A 19,560-nucleotide genomic window follows, 5' to 3' on the forward strand; every position below is an offset into this window, starting at 1 on the left:
GAAAAGCCGGCAGCGCCGGCGCTCCGCCAGGCTTCCCGGGGCCCGCCCCCTTGCACGGGACGGGCCGCAACCAGTACAAACGATGCCAGCCCGAACGGACCTACGAGCAGACCATGCCCAGACTGTCGACCAGCGCCCCTCGCCCCGCACCCGCTCCCACCACCGGAACGGCGGCGGAGCGCCGTCGATGAAGCTGCGCGCCCTCCTCCTGCTCGGCCTGCTCGGCCTGGGCGCCGGCCTGCAGGCCGCGCCGCAACATGCCATCACCCTCTACGACGAGGCGCCGAAATACCCGGCCGACTACCGCCACTTCGACTTCGTCAACCCCGACGCGCCCAAGGGCGGCACCCTGCGGCTCTCCGACACAGGCGGCTTCGACAGCCTCAACCCGTTCATCCCCAAGGGCAACCCGGCCTCGCAGATCAGCCTGGTCTACGACACCCTGACCTTCCATTCCCTGGACGAGCCCTTCACCGAATACGGCCTGCTCGCCGAGAAGATCGAGAAGGACCCCGAGCAGCGCTTCGTGCGCTTCTACCTGCGCCCGCAGGCACGCTTCCAGGACGGCACGCCGGTCACCGCCGAGGACGTGGTGTTCACCTTCCAGACCCTGGTCAAGCAGGGCGACCCGATGTACCGCAACTACTACGCGGACGTCGACAAGGTGGTGGCCGAGGACAAGCTGCGCGTGCGCTTCGACTTCAAGCGCCCGGGCAACCGCGAGCTGCCACTGATCCTCGGCCAGCTGCAGATCCTGCCCAAGCACTGGTGGGCCAGCCGCGACTTCGCCAAGACCAGCCTGGAGCCGCCGCTGGGCAGCGGCCCCTACCGCGTCGCCAAGGTCGACCCGGGCCGCTCGATCCGCTACGAGCGGGTCAAGGACTACTGGGCCAGGGACCTGCCGGTGAACCGCGGCTTCAACAACTTCGACGCCGTGGTGGTGGACTCCTACCGCGACCTGACCGTGGCCCTGGAGGCCTTCAAGGCCGGGCAGTTCGACTTCAACGAGGAGCGCATCGCGAAGAACTGGGCCACCGCCTACGACTCGCCGGCGGTGCGCGACGGCCGCATCGTCCGCCAGGAGTTGCACAACGACAACCCCTGGGGCATGCAGGGCTTCGCCTTCAACATCCGCCGCCCGGTGTTCCAGGACGCGCGGGTGCGCGAGGCCATCAGCCTGCTGTTCGACTTCGAGTGGACCAACAAGCAGCTGTTCTTCGGCTCCTACAAGCGTGACCGCAGCTTCTTCGAGAACTCCGAGATGGCCGCCCACGAACTGCCCGACGCCCAGGAGCTGGCGATCCTCGAACCGCTGCGCGGCCAGTTGCCGCCGCAGGTCTTCGAGCGCGTCTACGAGCCGCCGGTCAGCGACGGCAGCGGCATCATCCGCGAGCAGAAGCGCAAGGCCTACAAGCTGCTGCTGGAGGCCGGCTACAGGATCGTCGACGACCGCATGGTCGGCCCCGACGGCAAGCCGCTGAGCTTCGAATTCATGCTGGTCCAGGCCGACTTCCTGCGCGTGCTGCTGCCCTACAAGCGCAACCTCGCCGAGCTGGGCATCGACATGCAGATCCGCGTGGTGGACATCTCCCAGTACATCAACCGCCTGCGCTCGCGGGACTTCGACATGATGGTCGCCAGCTGGCCGCAGTCCAACTCGCCGGGCAACGAACAGCGCGAGTTCTGGCATTCGGCCAGCGCCGACAACCCCGGCAGCCGCAACTTCATCGGCCTGCGCGACCCGGCCATCGACGCCCTGGTGGACGGCCTGATCAAGGCCGATTCCCGCGAAGCCCTGGTGCGCCACGCCCGCGCCCTGGACCGCGCCCTGCAATGGGGCCACTACGTGGTGCCCAACTGGTACCTGGACACCTGGCGCCTGGCCTACTGGAACCGCATCGCCCACCCCGCGAAGCTGCCGCCCTACAGCTACGCGCTGATGACCTGGTGGCAGGCCCGCGGCAAGGCCGAGCCGACCCAGGCCGTGACCCAGGCGCCGGAGACCCCCTGATGCTCGCCTACATCCTGCGCCGCCTGCTGCTGATCGTGCCGACGCTGTTCGGCATCCTGCTGATCAACTTCATCATCATCCAGGCCGCCCCCGGCGGGCCGGTGGACCAGATGATCGCCAAGCTCGAAGGCGTCAACGCCGCCGCCGGCGGGGCCACCGGGCGCATCGCCGGCTCCGGCGGCGAACTGGCCTCCTCCGGCGGCTCGCACTACCGCGGCGGCCAGGGCCTGGACCCGGAGCTGGTCAAGGAGATCGAGCGCATGTACGGCTTCGACAAGCCGGCGCCCGAGCGCTTCTGGATCATGCTCAAGAACTACGTGCACCTGGACTTCGGTACCAGCTTCTTCCGCGACGCCAAGGTCACCGACCTGATCATCGAGAAGCTGCCGGTGTCCATCTCCCTGGGGCTGTGGAGCACCCTGATCATGTACCTGGTCTCCATCCCCCTGGGCATCGCCAAGGCAGTGCGCAGCGGCAGCCAGTTCGACATCTGGACCAGCTCGGCGATCATCATCGGCTACGCCATCCCCGCCTTCCTCTTCGCCATCCTGCTGGTGGTGCTGTTCGCCGGCGGCAGCTACTGGGACTGGTTCCCGTTGCGCGGGCTGACCTCCAACGACTTCGACGAGTTGAGCACCTTCGGCAAGGTCAAGGACTACTTCTGGCACCTGGCCCTGCCGATCACCGCCCTGGTCATCGGCAACTTCGCCACCATCACCCTGCTGACCAAGAACAGCTTCCTCGACGAGATCGGCAAGCAGTACGTGGTCACCGCCCGCGCCAAGGGCCTGACCGAGCGCCAGGTGCTCTACGGCCACGTGTTCCGCAACGCCATGCTGCTGATCATCGCCGGCCTGCCCTCGGCGCTGCTGGGGGTGTTCTTCACCGGTTCGCTGCTGATCGAGGTGATCTTCTCCCTCGACGGCCTGGGCCTGCTCAGCTTCGAGTCGGCGCTCAACCGCGACTACCCGGTGGTGTTCGGCACCCTGTTCATCTTCACGCTGTTCGGCCTGATCATGAAGCTGGTCAGCGACGTCCTCTACACCCTCGTCGATCCGCGCATCGACTTCGAGAACCGGGAGTAAGCGATGCGCCTGTCCCCGATGAACCAGCGCCGCTGGGCGCGCTTCAAGGCCAACAAGCGCGGTTGGTGGTCGCTGTGGCTGTTCCTCGCGCTGTTCGTGCTGAGCCTGGGCGCCGAGCTGATCGCCAACGACAAGCCGCTGGCGGTGCACTACGACGGCCAGTGGTACTTCCCGGTGCTCAAGCGCTACCCGGAAACCGTGTTCGGCGGCGAGTTCCCCCTGGAAGGCAACTACAAGGCGCCCTACATGCGCCAGCAGCTGGCCGAGAAGGACGCCTGGGTGCTCTGGCCGCCGATCACCTACAGCTACGACTCCATCAACTACGACCTGCGCGTGCCGGTGCCCTCGGCGCCGAGCCGGGAGAACCTGCTGGGCACCGACGACCAGGCCCGCGACGTGCTCGCCCGGGTGATCTACGGCTTCCGCGTCTCGGTGCTGTTCGCCCTGGTGCTGACCCTGCTCAGCTCGCTGATCGGCGTGCTGGTGGGCGCCCTGCAGGGCTTCTATGGCGGCTGGGTCGACCTGCTCGGCCAGCGCTTCCTGGAAATCTGGTCGGGCCTGCCGGTGCTCTACCTGCTGATCATCCTCGCCAGCTTCGTGCAGCCGAACTTCTGGTGGCTGCTGGGCATCATGCTGCTGTTCTCCTGGATGAGCCTGGTGGACGTGGTGCGCGCCGAGTTCCTCCGCGGCCGCAACCTGGAGTACGTGCGCGCGGCCCGCGCCCTGGGCATGAAGAACGGCAAGATCATGTTCCGCCACATCCTGCCCAACGCGATGATCTCCACCCTGACCTTCATGCCGTTCATCCTGACCGGCGCCATCGCCACCCTGACCTCCCTGGACTTCCTCGGCTTCGGCCTGCCCGCCGGCTCGCCGTCGCTCGGCGAGCTGGTCGCCCAGGGCAAGTCCAACCTGCAGGCGCCGTGGCTGGGCATCAGCGCCTTCGTGGTGCTGGCGCTGATGCTCAGCCTGCTGGTGTTCATCGGCGAGGCCGCCCGCGATGCCTTCGACCCGAGGAAGTGAGATGAGCCACGACAACCTGGTCGAAGTCCGCGACCTTTCCGTCGACTTCGCCTGCGGCGAGGAATGCGTCCATGCCGTGGACAAGGTCAGCTTCGACATCCGCCGCGGCGAGACCCTCGCCCTGGTCGGCGAAAGCGGCTCGGGCAAGTCGGTGACCGCCAACTCCATCCTGCGCCTGCTGCCCTACCCCACCGCCAGCCACCCCAGCGGCAGCGTGCGCTACGCCGGGCTGGACCTGCTCAAGGCGCCGGAACGCAAGCTGCGCGGCATCCGCGGCAACCGCATCGCCATGGTCTTCCAGGAGCCCATGACCTCGCTCAACCCGCTGCACACCGTGGAGAAGCAGATCGGCGAGGTGCTCACCCTGCACAAGGGCCTGCAGGGCCAGGCGGCGCGCACGCGCATCATCGAGCTGCTCGACCTGGTCGGCATCCCCGACCCGGCCACGCGCCTGAAGGCCTACCCCCACGAGCTTTCCGGCGGCCAGCGGCAGCGGGTGATGATCGCCATGGCCCTGGCCAACGAGCCGGAGCTGCTGATCGCCGACGAGCCGACCACGGCGCTGGACGTCACCGTGCAGCTGAAGATCCTCGACCTGCTGGGCGAACTGCAGGCGCGCCTGGGCATGGCGCTGCTGCTGATCACCCACGACCTCAACCTGGTGCGGCGCATCGCCCACCGCGTGTGCGTGATGCAGCAGGGCAGGATCGTCGAGCAGGCCGACTGCGAACAGTTGTTCCAGGCCCCGCAGCACCCCTACACCCGCGAGCTGCTCGGCGCCGAGCCCAGCGGCGCGCCGGCGGCCAACCCGCCGGGCGCGGAGCTGCTGAGCGTGCAGGACCTGCGCGTGTGGTTCCCGATCAAGAAGGGCGTGTTCCGCCGCACCGTGGACCACATCAAGGCGGTGGACGGCATCGACTTCAGCCTGCCGCGCGGGCACACCCTGGGCATCGTCGGCGAAAGCGGCTCGGGCAAGTCCACCCTGGGCCTGGCCATCCTGCGGCTGATCGACAGCCGCGGCGCCATCCGCTTCGAGGGCAACGCCCTGGACACCCTGAACCAGGCCGAGGTACGCCCGCTGCGCCGCGAGATGCAGGTGGTCTTCCAGGACCCGTACGGCAGCCTCAGCCCGCGCCTGTCGGTGGGCCAGATCGTCGGCGAGGGCCTGGAGATCCACGGCATCTGCGACGAACGCGAGCAGCAGCAGCGGATCATCGACGCGCTGCTGGAAGTCGGCCTGGACCCGGAGACGCGCCACCGCTACCCCCACGAATTCTCCGGCGGCCAGCGCCAGCGCATCGCCATCGCCCGCGCCCTGGTGCTCAAGCCGGCGCTGATCCTGCTGGACGAGCCGACCTCGGCGCTGGACCGCTCGGTGCAGCGCCAGGTGGTCGACCTGCTGCGCCAGCTGCAGGCCAAGTACAACCTCAGCTACCTGTTCATCAGCCACGACCTGGCGGTGGTCAAGGCGCTCAGCCACCAGTTGATGGTCATCCGCCAGGGCAAGGTGGTGGAACAGGGCCCGGCCGAGGCGATCTTCGCCGCGCCGAAGCACCCCTACACCCAACAGCTGCTGGAAGCCGCGTTCATGGTCCCGGCGGCCACCAGCCAGGCATGACCCGCACGGGAGGCGGAGCACCATGGGCTTTCTCACCGGCAAGCGCGCGCTGATCGTCGGCGTCGCCAGCAAACTCTCCATCGCCTCGGGCATCGCCGCGGCGATGCACCGCGAAGGCGCCGAGCTGGCCTTCACCTACCAGAACGACAAGCTCAGGGGCCGCGTCGAGGAATTCGCCGCCGGCTGGGGCTCCGGCCCCGGGCTGTGCTTCCCCTGCGACCTGGCCAGCGACGCCGACATCGAGGCGGTGTTCCGCGAGCTGGGCAGGCACTGGGACGGCCTGGACATCATCGTCCACTCGGTGGGCTTCGCCCCCGGCGACCAGCTCGACGGCGACTTCACCGCCGTCACCAGCCGCGACGGCTTCCGCATCGCCCACGACATCAGCGCCTACAGCTTCGTGGCCCTGGCCAAGGCCGGCCGCGGGATGATGCGGGCCGCAACGGCGCCCTGCTCACCCTCTCCTACCTGGGCGCCGAGCGCACCCTGCCCAACTACAACGTGATGGGCATGGCCAAGGCCAGCCTGGAAGCCGGCGTGCGCTACCTGGCCGCCAGCCTCGGCCCGGAAGGCACGCGGGTCAACGCGGTATCCGCCGGGCCGATCCGCACCCTGGCGGCCTCCGGCATCAGGAGCTTCCGCCGCATGCTCGCCGCCAGCGAACGGCAGACGCCGCTGCGGCGCAACGTGACCATCGAGGAAGTCGGCAACGCCGCAGCCTTCCTCTGCTCCGACCTGGCCAGCGGCATCAGCGGCGAGATCCTCTACGTCGACGGCGGCTTCAACACCACGGCGATGGGGCCGCTGGAAGATAGCTGAGCAGACGGGCGGGGCGATGGGTATCGCTTCGCTCAACCCATCCTACGGGGCGCTGCGTTTGCCGGACGGCGTAGGAGCGGATCTTATCCGCGAATCGCGCCGGGACGTCCGGCTATCGCGGACAAGGTCCGCTCCTACAAGGGAGGAATACCGTATTTCCCTGCAACCTGTAGGAGCGGGCCCTGCCCGCGATTCGCGCGCAGGGCGCGCTCCTACAGGGGAATGGCACGGGTGGGTGGCGTAGGAGCGGATCTCATCCGCGAATCGTGCCGGAACCTCCAGCCATCGCGGACAAGGTCCGCTCCTACGGGGAATACGGTGCCTATCAGCGGCAACTGTCTCGCAGGTTGCACCGAGTGCTCTTCGTAGGAGCGAGCTTGCTCGCGAATGAACCCCGCAGCGGAATCTGTTCGCGAGCAAGCTCGCTCCTACGGGAAGCCGTGCCCGCTCGCATGGTAGTCGCGCAGTCATCCGCCCCCACCATCACGCAAAGAAAAACGCCGCACCCGGTCACCCGGCTGCGGCGTTTTCATCGGATCGCGGCGCGTGGCGCGCGGATCAATCCTCGCGGTAGCGGCGCAGGCGCAGGGCCTTGCCGGCGACGCGGGTGTCCTTGAGCTTGCCCAGCAGGCGCTCCAGGCCGTCTTCCGGCAGCTCGATCAGGCTGAAGGTCTCGCGGATCTGGATGCGGCCGATGGCCTCGCGGGACAGGCCGCCCTCGTTGAGGATGGCGCCCAGCAGGTTCTTCGCCGCCACGCCGTCGCGCGCGCCCAGGGCGGTGCGGCAGCGGGCCTTGCCTTCGGCCGGGGCGGCCATCGGGCGGCGCTCGCCGGAGCGTTCGCCACGATCGCTGCGCTCACCGCGCTCGCTACGTTCGTAACGGTCGCTGCGCTCGCGCGGGGCGGCCGGGGTCAGCGGCTGCTCGCGGCGCACCGACTCCAGGTCCAGGGCCTTGCCTTCGGTGAGCTTGGCCAGCAGCACCGCGGCGAGGGTCTCGACGTCGGTGCCCAGGCGGCGGCACAGCTCGTCGCGCACGGCGCCACGGTTGGCGACCGCGGTTTCCAGCAGCGGCTGCAGGCTGGAGGCCAGGCGCGCCAGGCGCGCTTCCAACACGGTGTCGGCGTCGGGCAGGCGCACTTCGCCGACCTTCTGCCCGGTGACGCGCTCGATCACCTGCAGCATGCGGCGCTCGCGCGGGGTCACCAGCAGCAGCGCGCGGCCTTCGCGGCCGGCGCGGCCGGTACGGCCGATGCGGTGCACGTAGGACTCGGGGTCGTACGGCATGTCGATGTTCAGCACGTGGGTGATGCGCGACACGTCCAGGCCGCGGGCGGCCACGTCGGTGGCGATGACGATGTCCAGCGAGCCGTCTTTCAGCGACTCGATGACGCGCTCGCGCTGGGCCTGCGGCATGTCGCCGTTGAGCGCGGCGGCGCGGTAGCCCTGGCGCTCGAGCAGCTCGGCGATGTCCAGGGTGGCCTGCTTGGTGCGCACGAAGCCGATCAGCGCGTCGAACTGCTCGACTTCCAGCAGGCGCAGGATGGAGGCGGGCTTCTGGTCGGCATGGACCATCAGGTGCGCCTGCTCGATGCGCGCCACGGTCTGGGTCTTGGCGGCGATGCGGACGTGCTTGGGTTCCTTCAGGTGGCGCTCGGCGATGCTGCGGATCGAGGCCGGCAGGGTCGCGGAGAACAGCACGGTCTGGCGGCTGGCCGGCATGGCCTCGAAGATCACTTCCAGGTCGTCCATGAAACCGAGCTTGAGCATCTCGTCGGCCTCGTCCAGCACCAGGCGCTCGACGGTGGCCAGCAGGTTCTCGTCGCGGCGCAGGTGGTCGCACAGGCGGCCGGGGGTGGCCACCAGGACCTGGGCGCCCTGGCGCAGGGCCTTGAGCTGCGGGCCCATGGGCGCGCCACCGTAGACGGCTACCACGCCGACGCCGGGCATCTGCTTGGAGTAGGTTTCGCAGGCGGTGGCCACCTGCAGGGCCAGTTCGCGGGTCGGCACCAGGATCAGCACCTGGGGCTCGCGGCGGGCCGGCTCGATCTGCGACAGCAGCGGCAGGGCGAAGGCGGCGGTCTTGCCGGTGCCGGTCTGGGCCTGGCCGATCATGTCGTGGCCTTCGAGGATCACCGGGATCGACTGGGCCTGGATGGGCGAAGGCTCTTCGTAGCCGACCGCGGCGATGGCCGCCAGAATATTGGGATGAATGCCGAGCGCGGCGAAGCCGCCGGTTTCCTGGGTCATGGGTTTTGCCTCTAAATACATCCGCAAAGACCCAATGGCCGAGCTGCGCATGCCCTGTACGACAGTAGAAGTCACCCAGGCAGCTGGAAGCGGGGATTTGCGAACTGAACTGTTGGAAGAATACGTCAAGGAAGTCCGCGGAAGCGGACGCACAGCCAGAGCGTGCAGGCTCTGAAAGATGCGGTCCCGAACGGGGCCGTAACAGGCCGGCGCGCATCATACCGGAAAAACGCCGTCGATGTGTGGCTTTTCCGCCGCCGCTGGCCGAACGGTCAAGACTTGCACAATCGGCCACCCGCCGTCTATACCGAGCAGGGCCCACCTGCCAGGAGCACGCGCCGTGAACCCTACCAGCGAACCCCGCGTCACCGTCACGCGCCGTGGTCATCTCCTGCTGCTGGGCCTGAACCGGCCGGAAAAGCGCAACGCCTTCGACCAGCGCATGCTCGACGAGCTGATGCTGGCCCTGGGCGGGTACGAACGCGACGACGACCTGCGCTGCGCGCTGATCGTCGCCCACGGCGAGCACTTCAGCGCCGGCCTCGACCTGGCCGACGTCAGCCGGCGCCTGCACGACGGCTGGCAACTGCCGGCCGGCGCGGTCGACCCCTGGGGCACCCTCGGCGGGCCGCGGCTGAGCAAGCCGCTGCTGGTCGCCGTGCAGGGCTACTGCTACACCATCGGCATCGAACTGATGCTGGCGGCGGACATCTGCCTGTGCGCCAGCAACGCCCGCTTCGCCCAGATGGAGGTGCGCCGTGGCCTGCTGCCGCTGGGCGGCGCCACCCTGCGCCTGCCGCAGGTCGCCGGCTGGGGCAACGCCATGCGCTGGCTGCTCAGCGGCGACGAGTTCGACGCCCACGAGGCCTGCCGCCTGGGCCTGGTCCAGGAAATCCACCCGCCCGAGGAGCTGCTGCCCGAGGCCCTGAAGCTGGCCGCGCGCATCGCCCGCCGCGCCCCGCTGGCCGTGCGCGCCACCCTGGCCTCGGCGCGCCGCGCCCAGGAACAGGGCCCGGCGGAGGCCATCCGCGAGCTGCCGCAACAGCTCAAGGCCCTGCTCGCCAGCGAGGACGCCCGGGAAGGCCTGCAGTCGCTGCTGGAAAAGCGCGAAGGCCACTTCTCCGGCAACTAGTCGTGGCGCCCCCGTCACGCCACTTCGCGACGCCGTCCGGGCACGCCTTCGAAACGCCCCGGGAAAGCGCTATATCGAAAGTATTAGATTGCAATCAAAAGGCCAGCAATTCTGCTGAAATTTCATTCGAATCAACGGGATGCCTATAACAAACGACTATATACAAGATGCAATTTCGCCCCCTCCCGCAAGTACTGAAACTGTGCCGGCAATCAGTGGAAGTACTCTTGCCGACGGCGGACCGAGGCTTCTCCTGAACACCAGAGCCCTTCAGGGAGGAGCCCCAGATGTCTGGTCCCATTCGTGTATTCGCGTTGTCTCTCCTGGTCGTTGCCATGTCGCTGCAGGGTTGCAGCAGCAAGGGCGGCCATCACAGCAGTGTCGCCAGTTCCGGAAGCGGCTCCGACCAGGGCGCCGGCAACGGCGGCTCGGGTAGCGGCGGCGACGGCAACGGTTCCGGCGGTACCGGCAGCGGTGGCGACGGCGGCACCGGCGGTAATGGTGGAACCGGCGGCAACAACGGTGGCAACAACGGTGGCGACGGCGGTAACAACGGCGGAAGCACCGGCGGCACCAACCCCAGCACCACCAGCACCATCCTCAGCAACACCGGCGAAGCGGTCAGCTCGCTGGGCGACACCGTCAACGGCGTCGGCAGCGTGGTCAAGGGCGTGGGCCTGCCGGTGGTCGGCAGCGGCGTGACCGAAGGCGCCGGCAACGTCATCCAGGACGTCGGCCAGGGCGTGAACAGCCTGGGCAGCGGCATCACCAACGGCGTCGGCCAGCTCGGCAGCAACCCCAACGCCCTGGGCACCACGGTGGCCGGCGCCACCGGCACGGTGAGCAGCGTCGGCAATGCGGTCAGCGACCTGGGCGGCACCGTCGCCGCGGTAGGCGCCAACACTCCGCTGAAACCGGTGACCACTGCCCTGGGCGGCGTGGTCGACGGCGTCGGCGGGCAGATCAGCATGCTCGGCGACTCCCTCAGCGGCGCCGTCACCACCGGCCCGCTCAGCCCGCTGACCAAGCAGCTCAGCGGCACTACCGCGGGCCTGGTCGGCCAGGTCGAGGGCGTGACCCAGCAGGTCGGCGCGGCCACCGGCCTGGGCGCCCCGGTGAACAACCTGGTGACCACGGTCGGCGGCCTGGTGGGCCAGGTCGGCACCCAGCTCGGCAGTACCACGCCGGTCCTCGCGCCGGTCGGCAGCGTCGTGACCAACGTCGGCGAGGCCGTGAGCGCGACGGGTGGGCTGGTCAACGCACCGGCCGGCAGCAGCGCCAGCAACCCGATCGGCGGGCTGCTCTCCGGCGTCACCGGCGTACTGGGCGGTGCCACCGGCGGCAGCAACCCGGTCGGCGGGCTGCTCTCCGGCGTCACCGGCACCCTGGGCGGCGCCACCGGTAGCAGCAACCCGGTCGGCGGCCTGCTCTCCGGCCTCACCGGCACCCTGGGCGGCGCCACCGGCAGCAGCAACCCGGTTGGCGGCCTGCTCTCCGGCGTCACCGGCACCCTGGGCGGCGCCACCGGCGGCAGCAACCCGGTCGGCGGCCTGCTCTCCGGCGTCACCGGCACCCTGGGCGGCGTCACCAGTGGCCTCACCAGCGGAGTCGCGACAGGCGTCGGCAGCAACGGCCTGGCCAGCAACAACGGCCTGCTCGGCGGCACCCTGGGCACCGTGGGTGGCCTGCTCGGCGGCGTGACCGGCAGCCTGGGCGGCAAGTCCGGAAACTGACGGCAAGCCCGCCAAAGCGAACGGCGAAGGGTCGGCAACGGCCCTTCGCCCTTTCATTTAACGGCTTCAGGGAGAAGCCATGCGCAAGCTAGCCGTAGTAACGCTGTTGTTAGCCAGCCCCCTAGCCTGGGCCGACCGCCCCATCCAACTGCCCGGCTCCGACATCGAACAGGGCCTGCCCAGGCCCAACCTGCCCGGCGGCGACGTGCGCCCGCAGGCGCCGCGGGTCAGCACCCCGGCGGCCGCGCAGCCGCAGCAACTGCTCGAACGGCGCATCCGCCTGCGGCGCATCGAGGTCGCCGGCGGCGGCCACTACCCGATCGCCACCTGGAAGCCCCTGCTGGAACCGCTGACCCGTCGCGACATCAGGATCGGCGAGCTGGTGGCGGCGGCCAAGGCCATCACCCGGCGCTACCAGGACGACGGCTTCGTCATTTCCTTCGCCTACGTACCCAACCAGGACTTCAGCGGCGGCGTCGGGCGCATCATGCTGATCGAGGGCCACCTGAGCGAGGTGCGCAGCGCCGGCGACCTCGGCGTGCACCAGGCCCGCGTGGCGCGCTGGATCGAGCGCCTGAAGGCGGAGCGGCCGCTGACCCGCGCCAGCTTCGAGCGCTTCAGCGTACTGATGAGCCGGGTGCCCGGCCTGCAGATGAACATGGTCCTCAACCCGCCGACCACCACCGACGGCGGCGCCGTGCTGGAGATGCTCGGCAAGCACGAGGTCGTCACCACCGGCGCCGACTTCGACTCGCGCCACGGCAACCCGCGCGGGCTGTTCAACGCCACGCTGGCCTCGCTGCTGGGCCGGGGCGAGCAGCTGCAGTTCAGCTACCTCTACCCGCCCGGCGACGACAAGGAGTACTACCGCGCCTGGAACTACAGCCAGTTGCTGGGCGACAACGGCCTGCAGCTGATGGCCGGCTACAGCCACTACAACGCCAGCCTCGAGGACCGCGTGGTGATCGGCCCGCTGCAATACGCGCGCAAGCGCGAGAACGAACGGCTCAGCGCCGGCCTGGGCATCCCCGTGCTGCTGCGCCGCGACCTGACCTGGGACGTCAACCTGCGCGCCTACACGGTGGACGACAGCAGCCGCTACGACCTGGTGGCGCCGGCTACCCCCTATAGCGTGAAGCTGCGCAACAAATTGCGCGTGGTGGGCGTCGACACCCTGGTCCAGCAGTTCGGCGAGAAGCAGGTGCGCGCCGGCAGCCTGGCCCTCTACAAGGGCCTGAACGCCTTCGACGCGCAGAGCACGGCGCCGGCGCGCAAGGACTTCACCCGCGTGCTCGGCTTCGGCGCCCAGCAGAACCAGTTCGGCGAGCGGGTGCAGGGCGTGGCCAACGCCAGCTTCCAGTGGGCCCACGACAGCCTGCCGGACTCCGAGCAGGTCACCTACGGCGGCGCCAACTTCGGCCGCGGCTACCCGGACGACCAGGCCACCGGCGACAAGGGCTGGGGCGCCTCCTACGAGGTGAACTACGCCTTCCTCTGGCAAAACCGCTGGATGAACCAGTTGCAGCCCTATCTGGTGGTGGACGGCGCGCGCACCTGGTACAACGCCGACGGCCAGCCCGGCGCCAGGCTCGGCTCCGGCGCCGTCGGGGTGCGCTTCTCCAACCGCAAGCAGTACGTGCTGGGGGTGGAAGTGGCCAAGCCGTTCGCCGACCGCGCCATCGACAACGACGAGCGCAGCCCGCGGCTCAACCTGACGCTCAGCTACCAGATTCCCTGAGCCGGCGCCCCGCCGCTACTGCGCGGGGCGCAGCGCGTCGATGTAGGTGCCCAGGTCGTAGCCCAGGTCGCCCTGCAGGGCCTTGGCGCGTTTCTTCAGCCCGCGCGGTTCGAGGCTCTGCTCGATGTCGGCGGGAACGAAGACGATCACGTTGCCTTCCGGCACCGGGCATTCCAGGTAGTGGCGGTGGAAGCGCCCGCGCAGCAGGGCCGCGCCCAGGGGCCGGCCGTCGTCGGTGCTCCACTGGTTGATGATCAGCCAGCCACCGGGGCGCAGCTTGTCGCGGCAGGCGCCGAGGAAGTCCCAGCCCAGGTGCGCCGGGGCGGGGCCGGTGTCGGTGTAGAGGTCGAGGAAGATCAGGTCGGCCGGCTCGCAGTCGCCCAGCTCCTCCACCGCGTCGCCGATGCGCAGCCGCAGGCGCGGCTCGTCCACCAGGCCCAGGTGCTCGCGGGCCAGGCGCGGGATCGCCGGGCGCAGCTCGACGGCCTCCGCCTCGTCCAGCGCCAGGTGCTTCAGGCAGGCCTGGGTCAGGCTGCCGGCGCCGAAGCCGAGGAACAGCGCGCGGCGCGGCGCCGGGTGGCACAGCGCGCCCAGCAGCATGGCGCGGGAATAGTCGTACTCCAGCCAGGCCGGGTCGCCGATGCGCACGCAGCTCTGCTCCACCTCCTCGCCGAACTCCAGGTAGCGGTAGCCGCCCTGCTCCACCACGCGGATCACCCCGTAGGCATCGCGCTCCTCGGCTATCAGCAGGTCCTCGCTCATGCCCGGCGCCCCCGGCCATGGCCACGGGCGCTGGCGCTGGGCCGGCGATACGGACGGGGATTCGAAGTCGGGCTCTGGTACACGCGGGGTTCTCCGCAGGGCAAGGACGGCGACGGCCGCGGGCTCATGGAAAGCGAAGGATACCAGCCCGGCCCCGCTGAAGGAGGCCCCGCCCGGTGTTACCATGGGCCGATACCCGCCATTGCCCCGCGAGCCCCCGATGAGCCAGACCTGGAGCCCCGACAGCTGGAGAAGCCGCCTCATCCAGCAGCAACCCGCCTACCCCGACGCCGCGCGCCTGCAGCAGGTCGAGCAGACCCTGGCCAGCTACCCGCCGCTGGTGTTCGCCGGCGAGGCCCGCGAGTTGCGCCGGCAGTTCGCCGAGGTCACCGCCGGGCGCGCCTTCCTGCTGCAGGGCGGCGACTGCGCCGAGAGCTTCGCCGAGTTCTCCGCGGCGAAGATCCGCGACACCTTCAAGGTGCTGCTGCAGATGGCGGTGGTCATGACCTTCGCCGCCGGCTGCCCGGTGGTGAAGGTCGGGCGCATGGCCGGGCAGTTCGCCAAGCCGCGCTCCTCCGGCGAGGAAACCGTGGGCGAGATGACCCTGCCGGCCTACCGCGGCGACATCGTCAACGGCATCGGCTTCGACGAGGCCAACCGCGTGCCGGACCCGCAGCGCCTGCTGCAGGCCTACCACCAGTCCACCGCCACCCTCAACCTGCTGCGCGCCTTCGCCCAGGGCGGCTTCGCCGACCTGCACGAGGTGCACCAGTGGAACCTCGACTTCATCGCCAACTCGGCCCTGGCGGAGAAGTACAGCCAGCTCGCCGGGCGCATCGACGAAACCCTCGCCTTCATGCGCGCCTGCGGCCTGGACGGCGCGCCGCAGCTGCGCGAGGTGAGCTTCTTCACCGCCCACGAGGCGCTGCTGCTGAACTACGAGGAAGCCTTCATCCGCCGCGACAGCCTCACCGGCGGCTGGTACGACTGCTCGGCGCACATGCTCTGGATCGGCGACCGCACCCGCCAGTTGGACGGCGCCCACGTCGAACTGCTGCGCGGGGTGGGCAACCCCATCGGCGTGAAGGTCGGGCCGAGCATGGGCGACGAGGAACTGCTGCGGCTGATCGACATCCTCAACCCGGACAACGACCCCGGCCGCCTCAACCTGATCGTGCGCATGGGCGCCGACAAGGTCGGCGACGGCCTGCCGCGGCTGCTGCGCACCGTGCAGCGCGAAGGTCGCCAGGTGCTGTGGAGCTGCGACCCGATGCACGGCAACACCATCAAGGCCTCCAGCGGCTACAAGACCCGCGACTTCGCGCGCATCCTCGCCGAGGTGCGGCAGTTCTTCGAGGTGCACAGGGCCGAGGGCACCCACCCCGGCGGCATCCACATCGAGATGACCGGGCAGAACGTCACCGAGTGCATCGGCGGTGCGCGGCCGATCACCGAGGCCGGGCTCAGCGACCGCTACCACACCCACTGCGACCCGCGGCTCAACGCCGACCAGTCGCTGGAGCTGGCCTTCCTCATCGCCGAGACGCTGAAGCAGGCGCGGCGCTGAAACCGACGAACGGCGGGGCTGGGCTCAGACGCGCAGGTCCATGCCCTCGCTGAGGAAGCGCGGGGCTATGTAGCGGTCGTAGTGGGCCTCGGAAAGCAGGAAGAACTCGCGGTCGATGGCGTCGCGCAGCTCCGGCAGCGGCCGCTCGCGGAACTCCGGCAGCAGCGCCACGCCGTAGGCCTCGATGCTCTGGATCAGCCGCGAGCCGCGGGCGATCAGTTGGTAGGCCCAGCAGTACGGCGACTGCTCGGGGACGAAGCGGATCTGCCGCTGCTCCAGCTGGGCGCGCAGGCGCGGCGCATCGAACACCTCGAGCTTGGCCACCATCACCTGCACCAGCAGCACCTCCAGGCGCTTCCACACCGCGCGCTTCTCCTCCTCGCCGTACAGGTTCCAGTTCACCACCTCGTGGTGGAAGCGCTTGCAACCGCGGCACACGAGGTCGCCGTAGACGGTGGAGCAAAGGCCGACACAGGGGGTCTTGATGCGCTGGGAGGACATGGCGGAACGGCTTCGGGACAACGGGGGACGGGCGTCATCTTAGCCCTTTGTCTAGGCAAGATCACCCTCCGCATCGGCGCAATGGCGCTTACTTTCAGCAATGATTTCCAGTAGAATCGGCCCGCCTTTCACAAGGCGCAATGCCCGTTCGAAGCTGTTTTCAAAGCGTCACGAAGCACAGATTCCGGCAGCCGCGCGGACCGGGCGCCCCCCCTCAGGCGCCCAGTCCCTCACGTCCCAGGCCCTCCGGCGTAAAACTTTGAAAACAGCTTCTGTCTGGAGGCTGCCGGTGCCGTCGTAGGTCCGTGGATTACCGTCCACCATGCCTGACGAATGGATCGGCGAGGTCTCCTGGATACGCGTCCCACGGGACCACTGATGAGGGAAATACTGTGCTTGAAGCCTACCGCAAACACGTAGAAGAGCGTGCCGCCCAGGGTGTCGTGCCCCAGCCGCTGAACGCCGAACAGACCGCTGGTCTGGTCGAACTCCTGAAGAACCCGCCGGCCGGCGAAGAAGAATTCCTCCTCGACCTGATCACCAACCGCGTCCCGCCGGGCGTGGACGAGGCCGCCTACGTCAAGGCCGGCTTCCTCTCCGCCGTCGCCAAGGGCGAAGCCACTTCCCCGCTGATCAGCAAGGCCCGCGCCGTCGAGCTGCTGGGCACCATGCAGGGCGGCTACAACATCGCCACCCTGGTGGAACTGCTGGACAGCGCCGAGCTGGCCGAGGTCGCCGCCGAGCAGCTCAAGCACACCCTGCTGATGTTCGACGCCTTCCACGACGTTTCCGAGCGCGCCAAGAAGGGCAACGCCGCGGCCAAGGCCGTGCTGCAGTCCTGGGCCGACGGCGAGTGGTTCCAGGCCCGCCCGGCGGTCGCCGAGAAGATCACCCTGACCGTGTTCAAGGTGCCCGGCGAAACCAACACCGACGACCTGTCCCCGGCGCCCGACGCCTGGTCGCGCCCGGACATCCCGCTGCACGCCCTGGCCATGCTGAAGATGGCCCGCGACGGCATCGAGCCGGTACAGCCCGGCGCCATCGGCCCGCTGAAGCAGATCGAAGCGGTCAAGGCCAAGGGCTTCCCGGTCGCCTACGTCGGCGACGTGGTCGGCACCGGTTCCTCCCGCAAGTCCGCCACCAACTCGGTGCTGTGGTTCTTCGGCGACGACATCCCCTACGTGCCGAACAAGCGCGCAGGCGGTTTCTGCTTCGGCACCAAGATCGCCCCGATCTTCTACAACACCATGGAAGACGCCGGCGCCCTGCCGATCGAGTTCGACTGCACCAACCTGGCCATGGGCGACGTCATCGACGTGTACCCATACGAAGGCAAGGTCGTGCGCCATGACAGCGGCGAAGTGGTCACCACCTTCGAGCTGAAGACCCCCGTGCTGCTGGACGAAGTCCGCGCCGGCGGCCGCATCCCGCTGATCGTCGGCCGTGGCCTGACCGAGAAGGCCCGCGCCGAACTGGGCCTGGCCCCGTCCACCCTGTTCAAGAAGCCCGAAGCCCCCGCCGACAGCGGCAAGGGCTACACCCTGGCGCAGAAGATGGTCGGTCGCGCCTGCGGCCTGCCGGAAGGCAAGGGCGTGCGTCCGGGCACCTACTGCGAACCGAAGATGACCACCGTCGGTTCCCAGGACACCACCGGCCCGATGACCCGCGACGAGCTGAAGGACCTGGCCTGCCTGGGCTTCTCCGCCGACCTGGTGATGCAGTCCTTCTGCCACACCGCGGCCTATCCCAAGCCCATCGACGTCAAGACCCACCACACCCTGCCCGACTTCATCATGACCCGTGGCGGCGTGTCCCTGCGTCCGGGCGACGGCATCATCCACAGCTGGCTGAACCGCATGCTGCTGCCCGACACCGTCGGCACCGGCGGCGACTCGCACACCCGCTTCCCGATCGGCATCAGCTTCCCGGCCGGCTCGGGCCTGGTGGCCTTCGCCGCTGCCACCGGCGTGATGCCGCTGGACATGCCCGAATCGGTACTGGTGCGTTTCAAGGGCAAGCTGCAACCGGGCATCACCCTGCGTGACCTGGTCCATGCGATCCCCTACTACGCCATCCAGGCCGGCCTGCTGACCGTCGAGAAGAAAGGCAAGAAGAACATCTTCTCCGGCCGCATCCTCGAGATCGAAGGCCTGAACGACCTGACCGTCGAGCAAGCCTTCGAGCTGTCCGACGCCTCGGCCGAACGTTCCGCCGCCGGTTGCACCATCAAGCTGCCGGAAGAGGCCATCGCCGAATACCTGAAGTCCAACATCACCCTGCTGCGCTGGATGATCGGCGAAGGCTACGGCGACGCCCGCACCCTGGAGCGCCGCGCCAAGGCGATGGAAGCCTGGCTGGCCAACCCGCAACTGCTGGAAGCCGACAAGGACGCCGAATACGCCGCGGTCATCGAGATCGACCTGGCCGACGTCAAGGAGCCGGTCCTCTGCGCCCCGAACGACCCGGACGACGCCCGCCTGCTGTCCAGCGTGCAAGGCCGCAAGATCGACGAGGTGTTCATCGGTTCCTGCATGACCAACATCGGTCACTTCCGCGCCGCCGGCAAACTGCTGGACAAGGTCAAGGGTGGCATTCCGACCCGTCTGTGGCTGGCCCCGCCGACCAAGATGGACGCCCACCAGCTGACCGAGGAAGGCTACTACGGCATCTACGGCAAGGCCGGTGCGCGCATGGAAATGCCGGGCTGCTCGCTGTGCATGGGTAACCAGGCTCGCGTACAGACCGGTTCCACCGTGGTCTCGACCTCGACTCGTAACTTCCCGAACCGCCTGGGCGATTCCACCGACGTGTTCCTGGCGTCGGCGGAGCTGGCCGCTGTGGCTTCGATCATCGGCAAGCTGCCGACCGTCGAGGAATACATGGCCTACGCGAAGGACATCGACAGCATGTCTGCCGATATCTACCGCTACCTGAGCTTCGACCAGATCGCCGAGTTCAAGGAAGCCGCTGCGAACGCCAAGATTCCGGTCGTTCAAGCCTAAGCCTTTCGGCGTGAGGAAAGCCCTGGCCGGTACGGTGGGGCTTTGAAGAGAATGCCGTTTCTTCCCCTGGGGAGAAACGGCATTTTCGTTTGGGATGGGGTATGGCTTTGCTTGCGGGGCTTGGTTCCGCGCTCCGATCTCCCCCTCGTCATTCCCGCGAACGCCGGAACCCAAAAAAGACGTTGGGTTTGGGTGTAGCGCGCCGCTCCGAGTGTTCGGATGTCTCTTGTTTCGCCCCCTCGGGCGAGTCCCTTTTGTCAGTCGCCACAAAAGGAACCAAAAAGGCTTGCCCCGACATACGGGCCCGATGGAGCCGGGCTAC

Annotated in this window: 11 protein-coding genes and 2 pseudogenes; 10 read left to right on the plus strand and 3 right to left on the minus strand. The window is 68.7% G+C overall.

The genetic code is table 11. The features are described 5' to 3' along the window. Positions 1 to 187: 187 nt before the first annotated feature. The 5 genes and pseudogenes from DK254_RS34580 (at position 188) to fabI (ending at position 6,556) form a co-directional block, all read left to right on the plus strand. Entirely contained in the window at positions 188 to 2,011 is a 1,824-nt protein-coding gene (locus tag DK254_RS34580; RefSeq protein WP_218281433.1) for an extracellular solute-binding protein, read from the plus strand. Beyond that, positions 2,011 to 3,096 carry a microcin C ABC transporter permease YejB gene (locus tag DK254_RS22115; RefSeq protein WP_109935486.1) on the plus strand — a complete coding sequence of 362 codons (1,086 nt, stop codon included), beginning with the start codon at positions 2,011 to 2,013 and terminating at the stop codon, positions 3,094 to 3,096. Before DK254_RS34580 ends, DK254_RS22115 begins: the two co-directional genes overlap by 1 nt. A 3-nt stretch (positions 3,097 to 3,099) precedes the next feature. Then, positions 3,100 to 4,119: an ABC transporter permease gene (locus DK254_RS22120; protein ID WP_109935487.1), complete on the plus strand. Its 1,020-nt coding sequence runs from the start codon at positions 3,100 to 3,102 to the stop codon at positions 4,117 to 4,119. Between the two features lies 1 nt (position 4,120). Next, entirely contained in the window at positions 4,121 to 5,737 is a 1,617-nt protein-coding gene (locus DK254_RS22125) for an ABC transporter ATP-binding protein (RefSeq protein WP_109935488.1), read from the plus strand. Between the two features lie 22 nt (positions 5,738 to 5,759). Further along, positions 5,760 to 6,556 (plus strand): annotated as a pseudogene (fabI, locus tag DK254_RS22130) (enoyl-ACP reductase FabI). Between the two features lie 558 nt (positions 6,557 to 7,114). Here fabI and DK254_RS22135 read toward each other — a convergent pair. After that, positions 7,115 to 8,838: pseudogene (locus tag DK254_RS22135) on the minus strand (DEAD/DEAH box helicase). A gap of 305 nt (positions 8,839 to 9,143) precedes the next feature. Here DK254_RS22135 and DK254_RS22140 point away from each other — a divergent pair. The 3 genes from DK254_RS22140 (at position 9,144) to DK254_RS22150 (ending at position 13,406) form a co-directional block, all read left to right on the plus strand. Continuing rightward, positions 9,144 to 9,935, plus strand: coding sequence for a crotonase/enoyl-CoA hydratase family protein (locus tag DK254_RS22140; RefSeq protein WP_109935490.1), 792 nt, complete (start codon positions 9,144 to 9,146; stop codon positions 9,933 to 9,935). A 287-nt stretch (positions 9,936 to 10,222) separates the two neighbouring features. Beyond that, on the plus strand, positions 10,223 to 11,668 hold the full coding sequence (locus tag DK254_RS22145) for a collagen-like triple helix repeat-containing protein (RefSeq protein WP_109935491.1): 1,446 nt from the start codon (positions 10,223 to 10,225) through the stop codon (positions 11,666 to 11,668). Positions 11,669 to 11,747: 79 nt separating this feature from the next. After that, entirely contained in the window at positions 11,748 to 13,406 is a 1,659-nt protein-coding gene (locus DK254_RS22150) for a ShlB/FhaC/HecB family hemolysin secretion/activation protein (protein WP_109935492.1), read from the plus strand. Between the two features lie 15 nt (positions 13,407 to 13,421). On the opposite strand, the gene DK254_RS22155 is transcribed toward DK254_RS22150, so the two are convergent. Beyond that, complete coding sequence (locus tag DK254_RS22155) at positions 13,422 to 14,168, minus strand: spermidine synthase (RefSeq protein WP_109935493.1); 747 nt, start codon at positions 14,166 to 14,168, stop codon at positions 13,422 to 13,424. 220 nt (positions 14,169 to 14,388) lie between these two features. Here DK254_RS22155 and DK254_RS22160 point away from each other — a divergent pair, with 220 nt between their 5' ends. Further along, positions 14,389 to 15,735 carry a class II 3-deoxy-7-phosphoheptulonate synthase gene (locus DK254_RS22160; protein ID WP_109935494.1) on the plus strand — a complete coding sequence of 449 codons (1,347 nt, stop codon included), beginning with the start codon at positions 14,389 to 14,391 and terminating at the stop codon, positions 15,733 to 15,735. 24 nt (positions 15,736 to 15,759) lie between these two features. On the opposite strand, the gene DK254_RS22165 is transcribed toward DK254_RS22160, so the two are convergent. Continuing rightward, a complete protein-coding gene (locus tag DK254_RS22165) occupies positions 15,760 to 16,236 on the minus strand; it encodes a DUF1289 domain-containing protein (RefSeq protein WP_089392036.1) in 477 nt (158 codons plus the stop codon). Between the two features lie 392 nt (positions 16,237 to 16,628). Between DK254_RS22165 and acnB the strand changes: the two genes are divergently transcribed. Beyond that, positions 16,629 to 19,238, plus strand: a complete 2,610-nt coding sequence (gene acnB / locus DK254_RS22175; protein WP_109935495.1) for a bifunctional aconitate hydratase 2/2-methylisocitrate dehydratase — start codon at positions 16,629 to 16,631, stop codon at positions 19,236 to 19,238. The last annotated feature ends 322 nt before the right edge of the window (positions 19,239 to 19,560 follow it).

It is taken from the genome of Pseudomonas sp. RW407 (assembly GCF_003176655.1).
GTDB lineage: Bacteria > Pseudomonadota > Gammaproteobacteria > Pseudomonadales > Pseudomonadaceae > Pseudomonas > Pseudomonas delhiensis.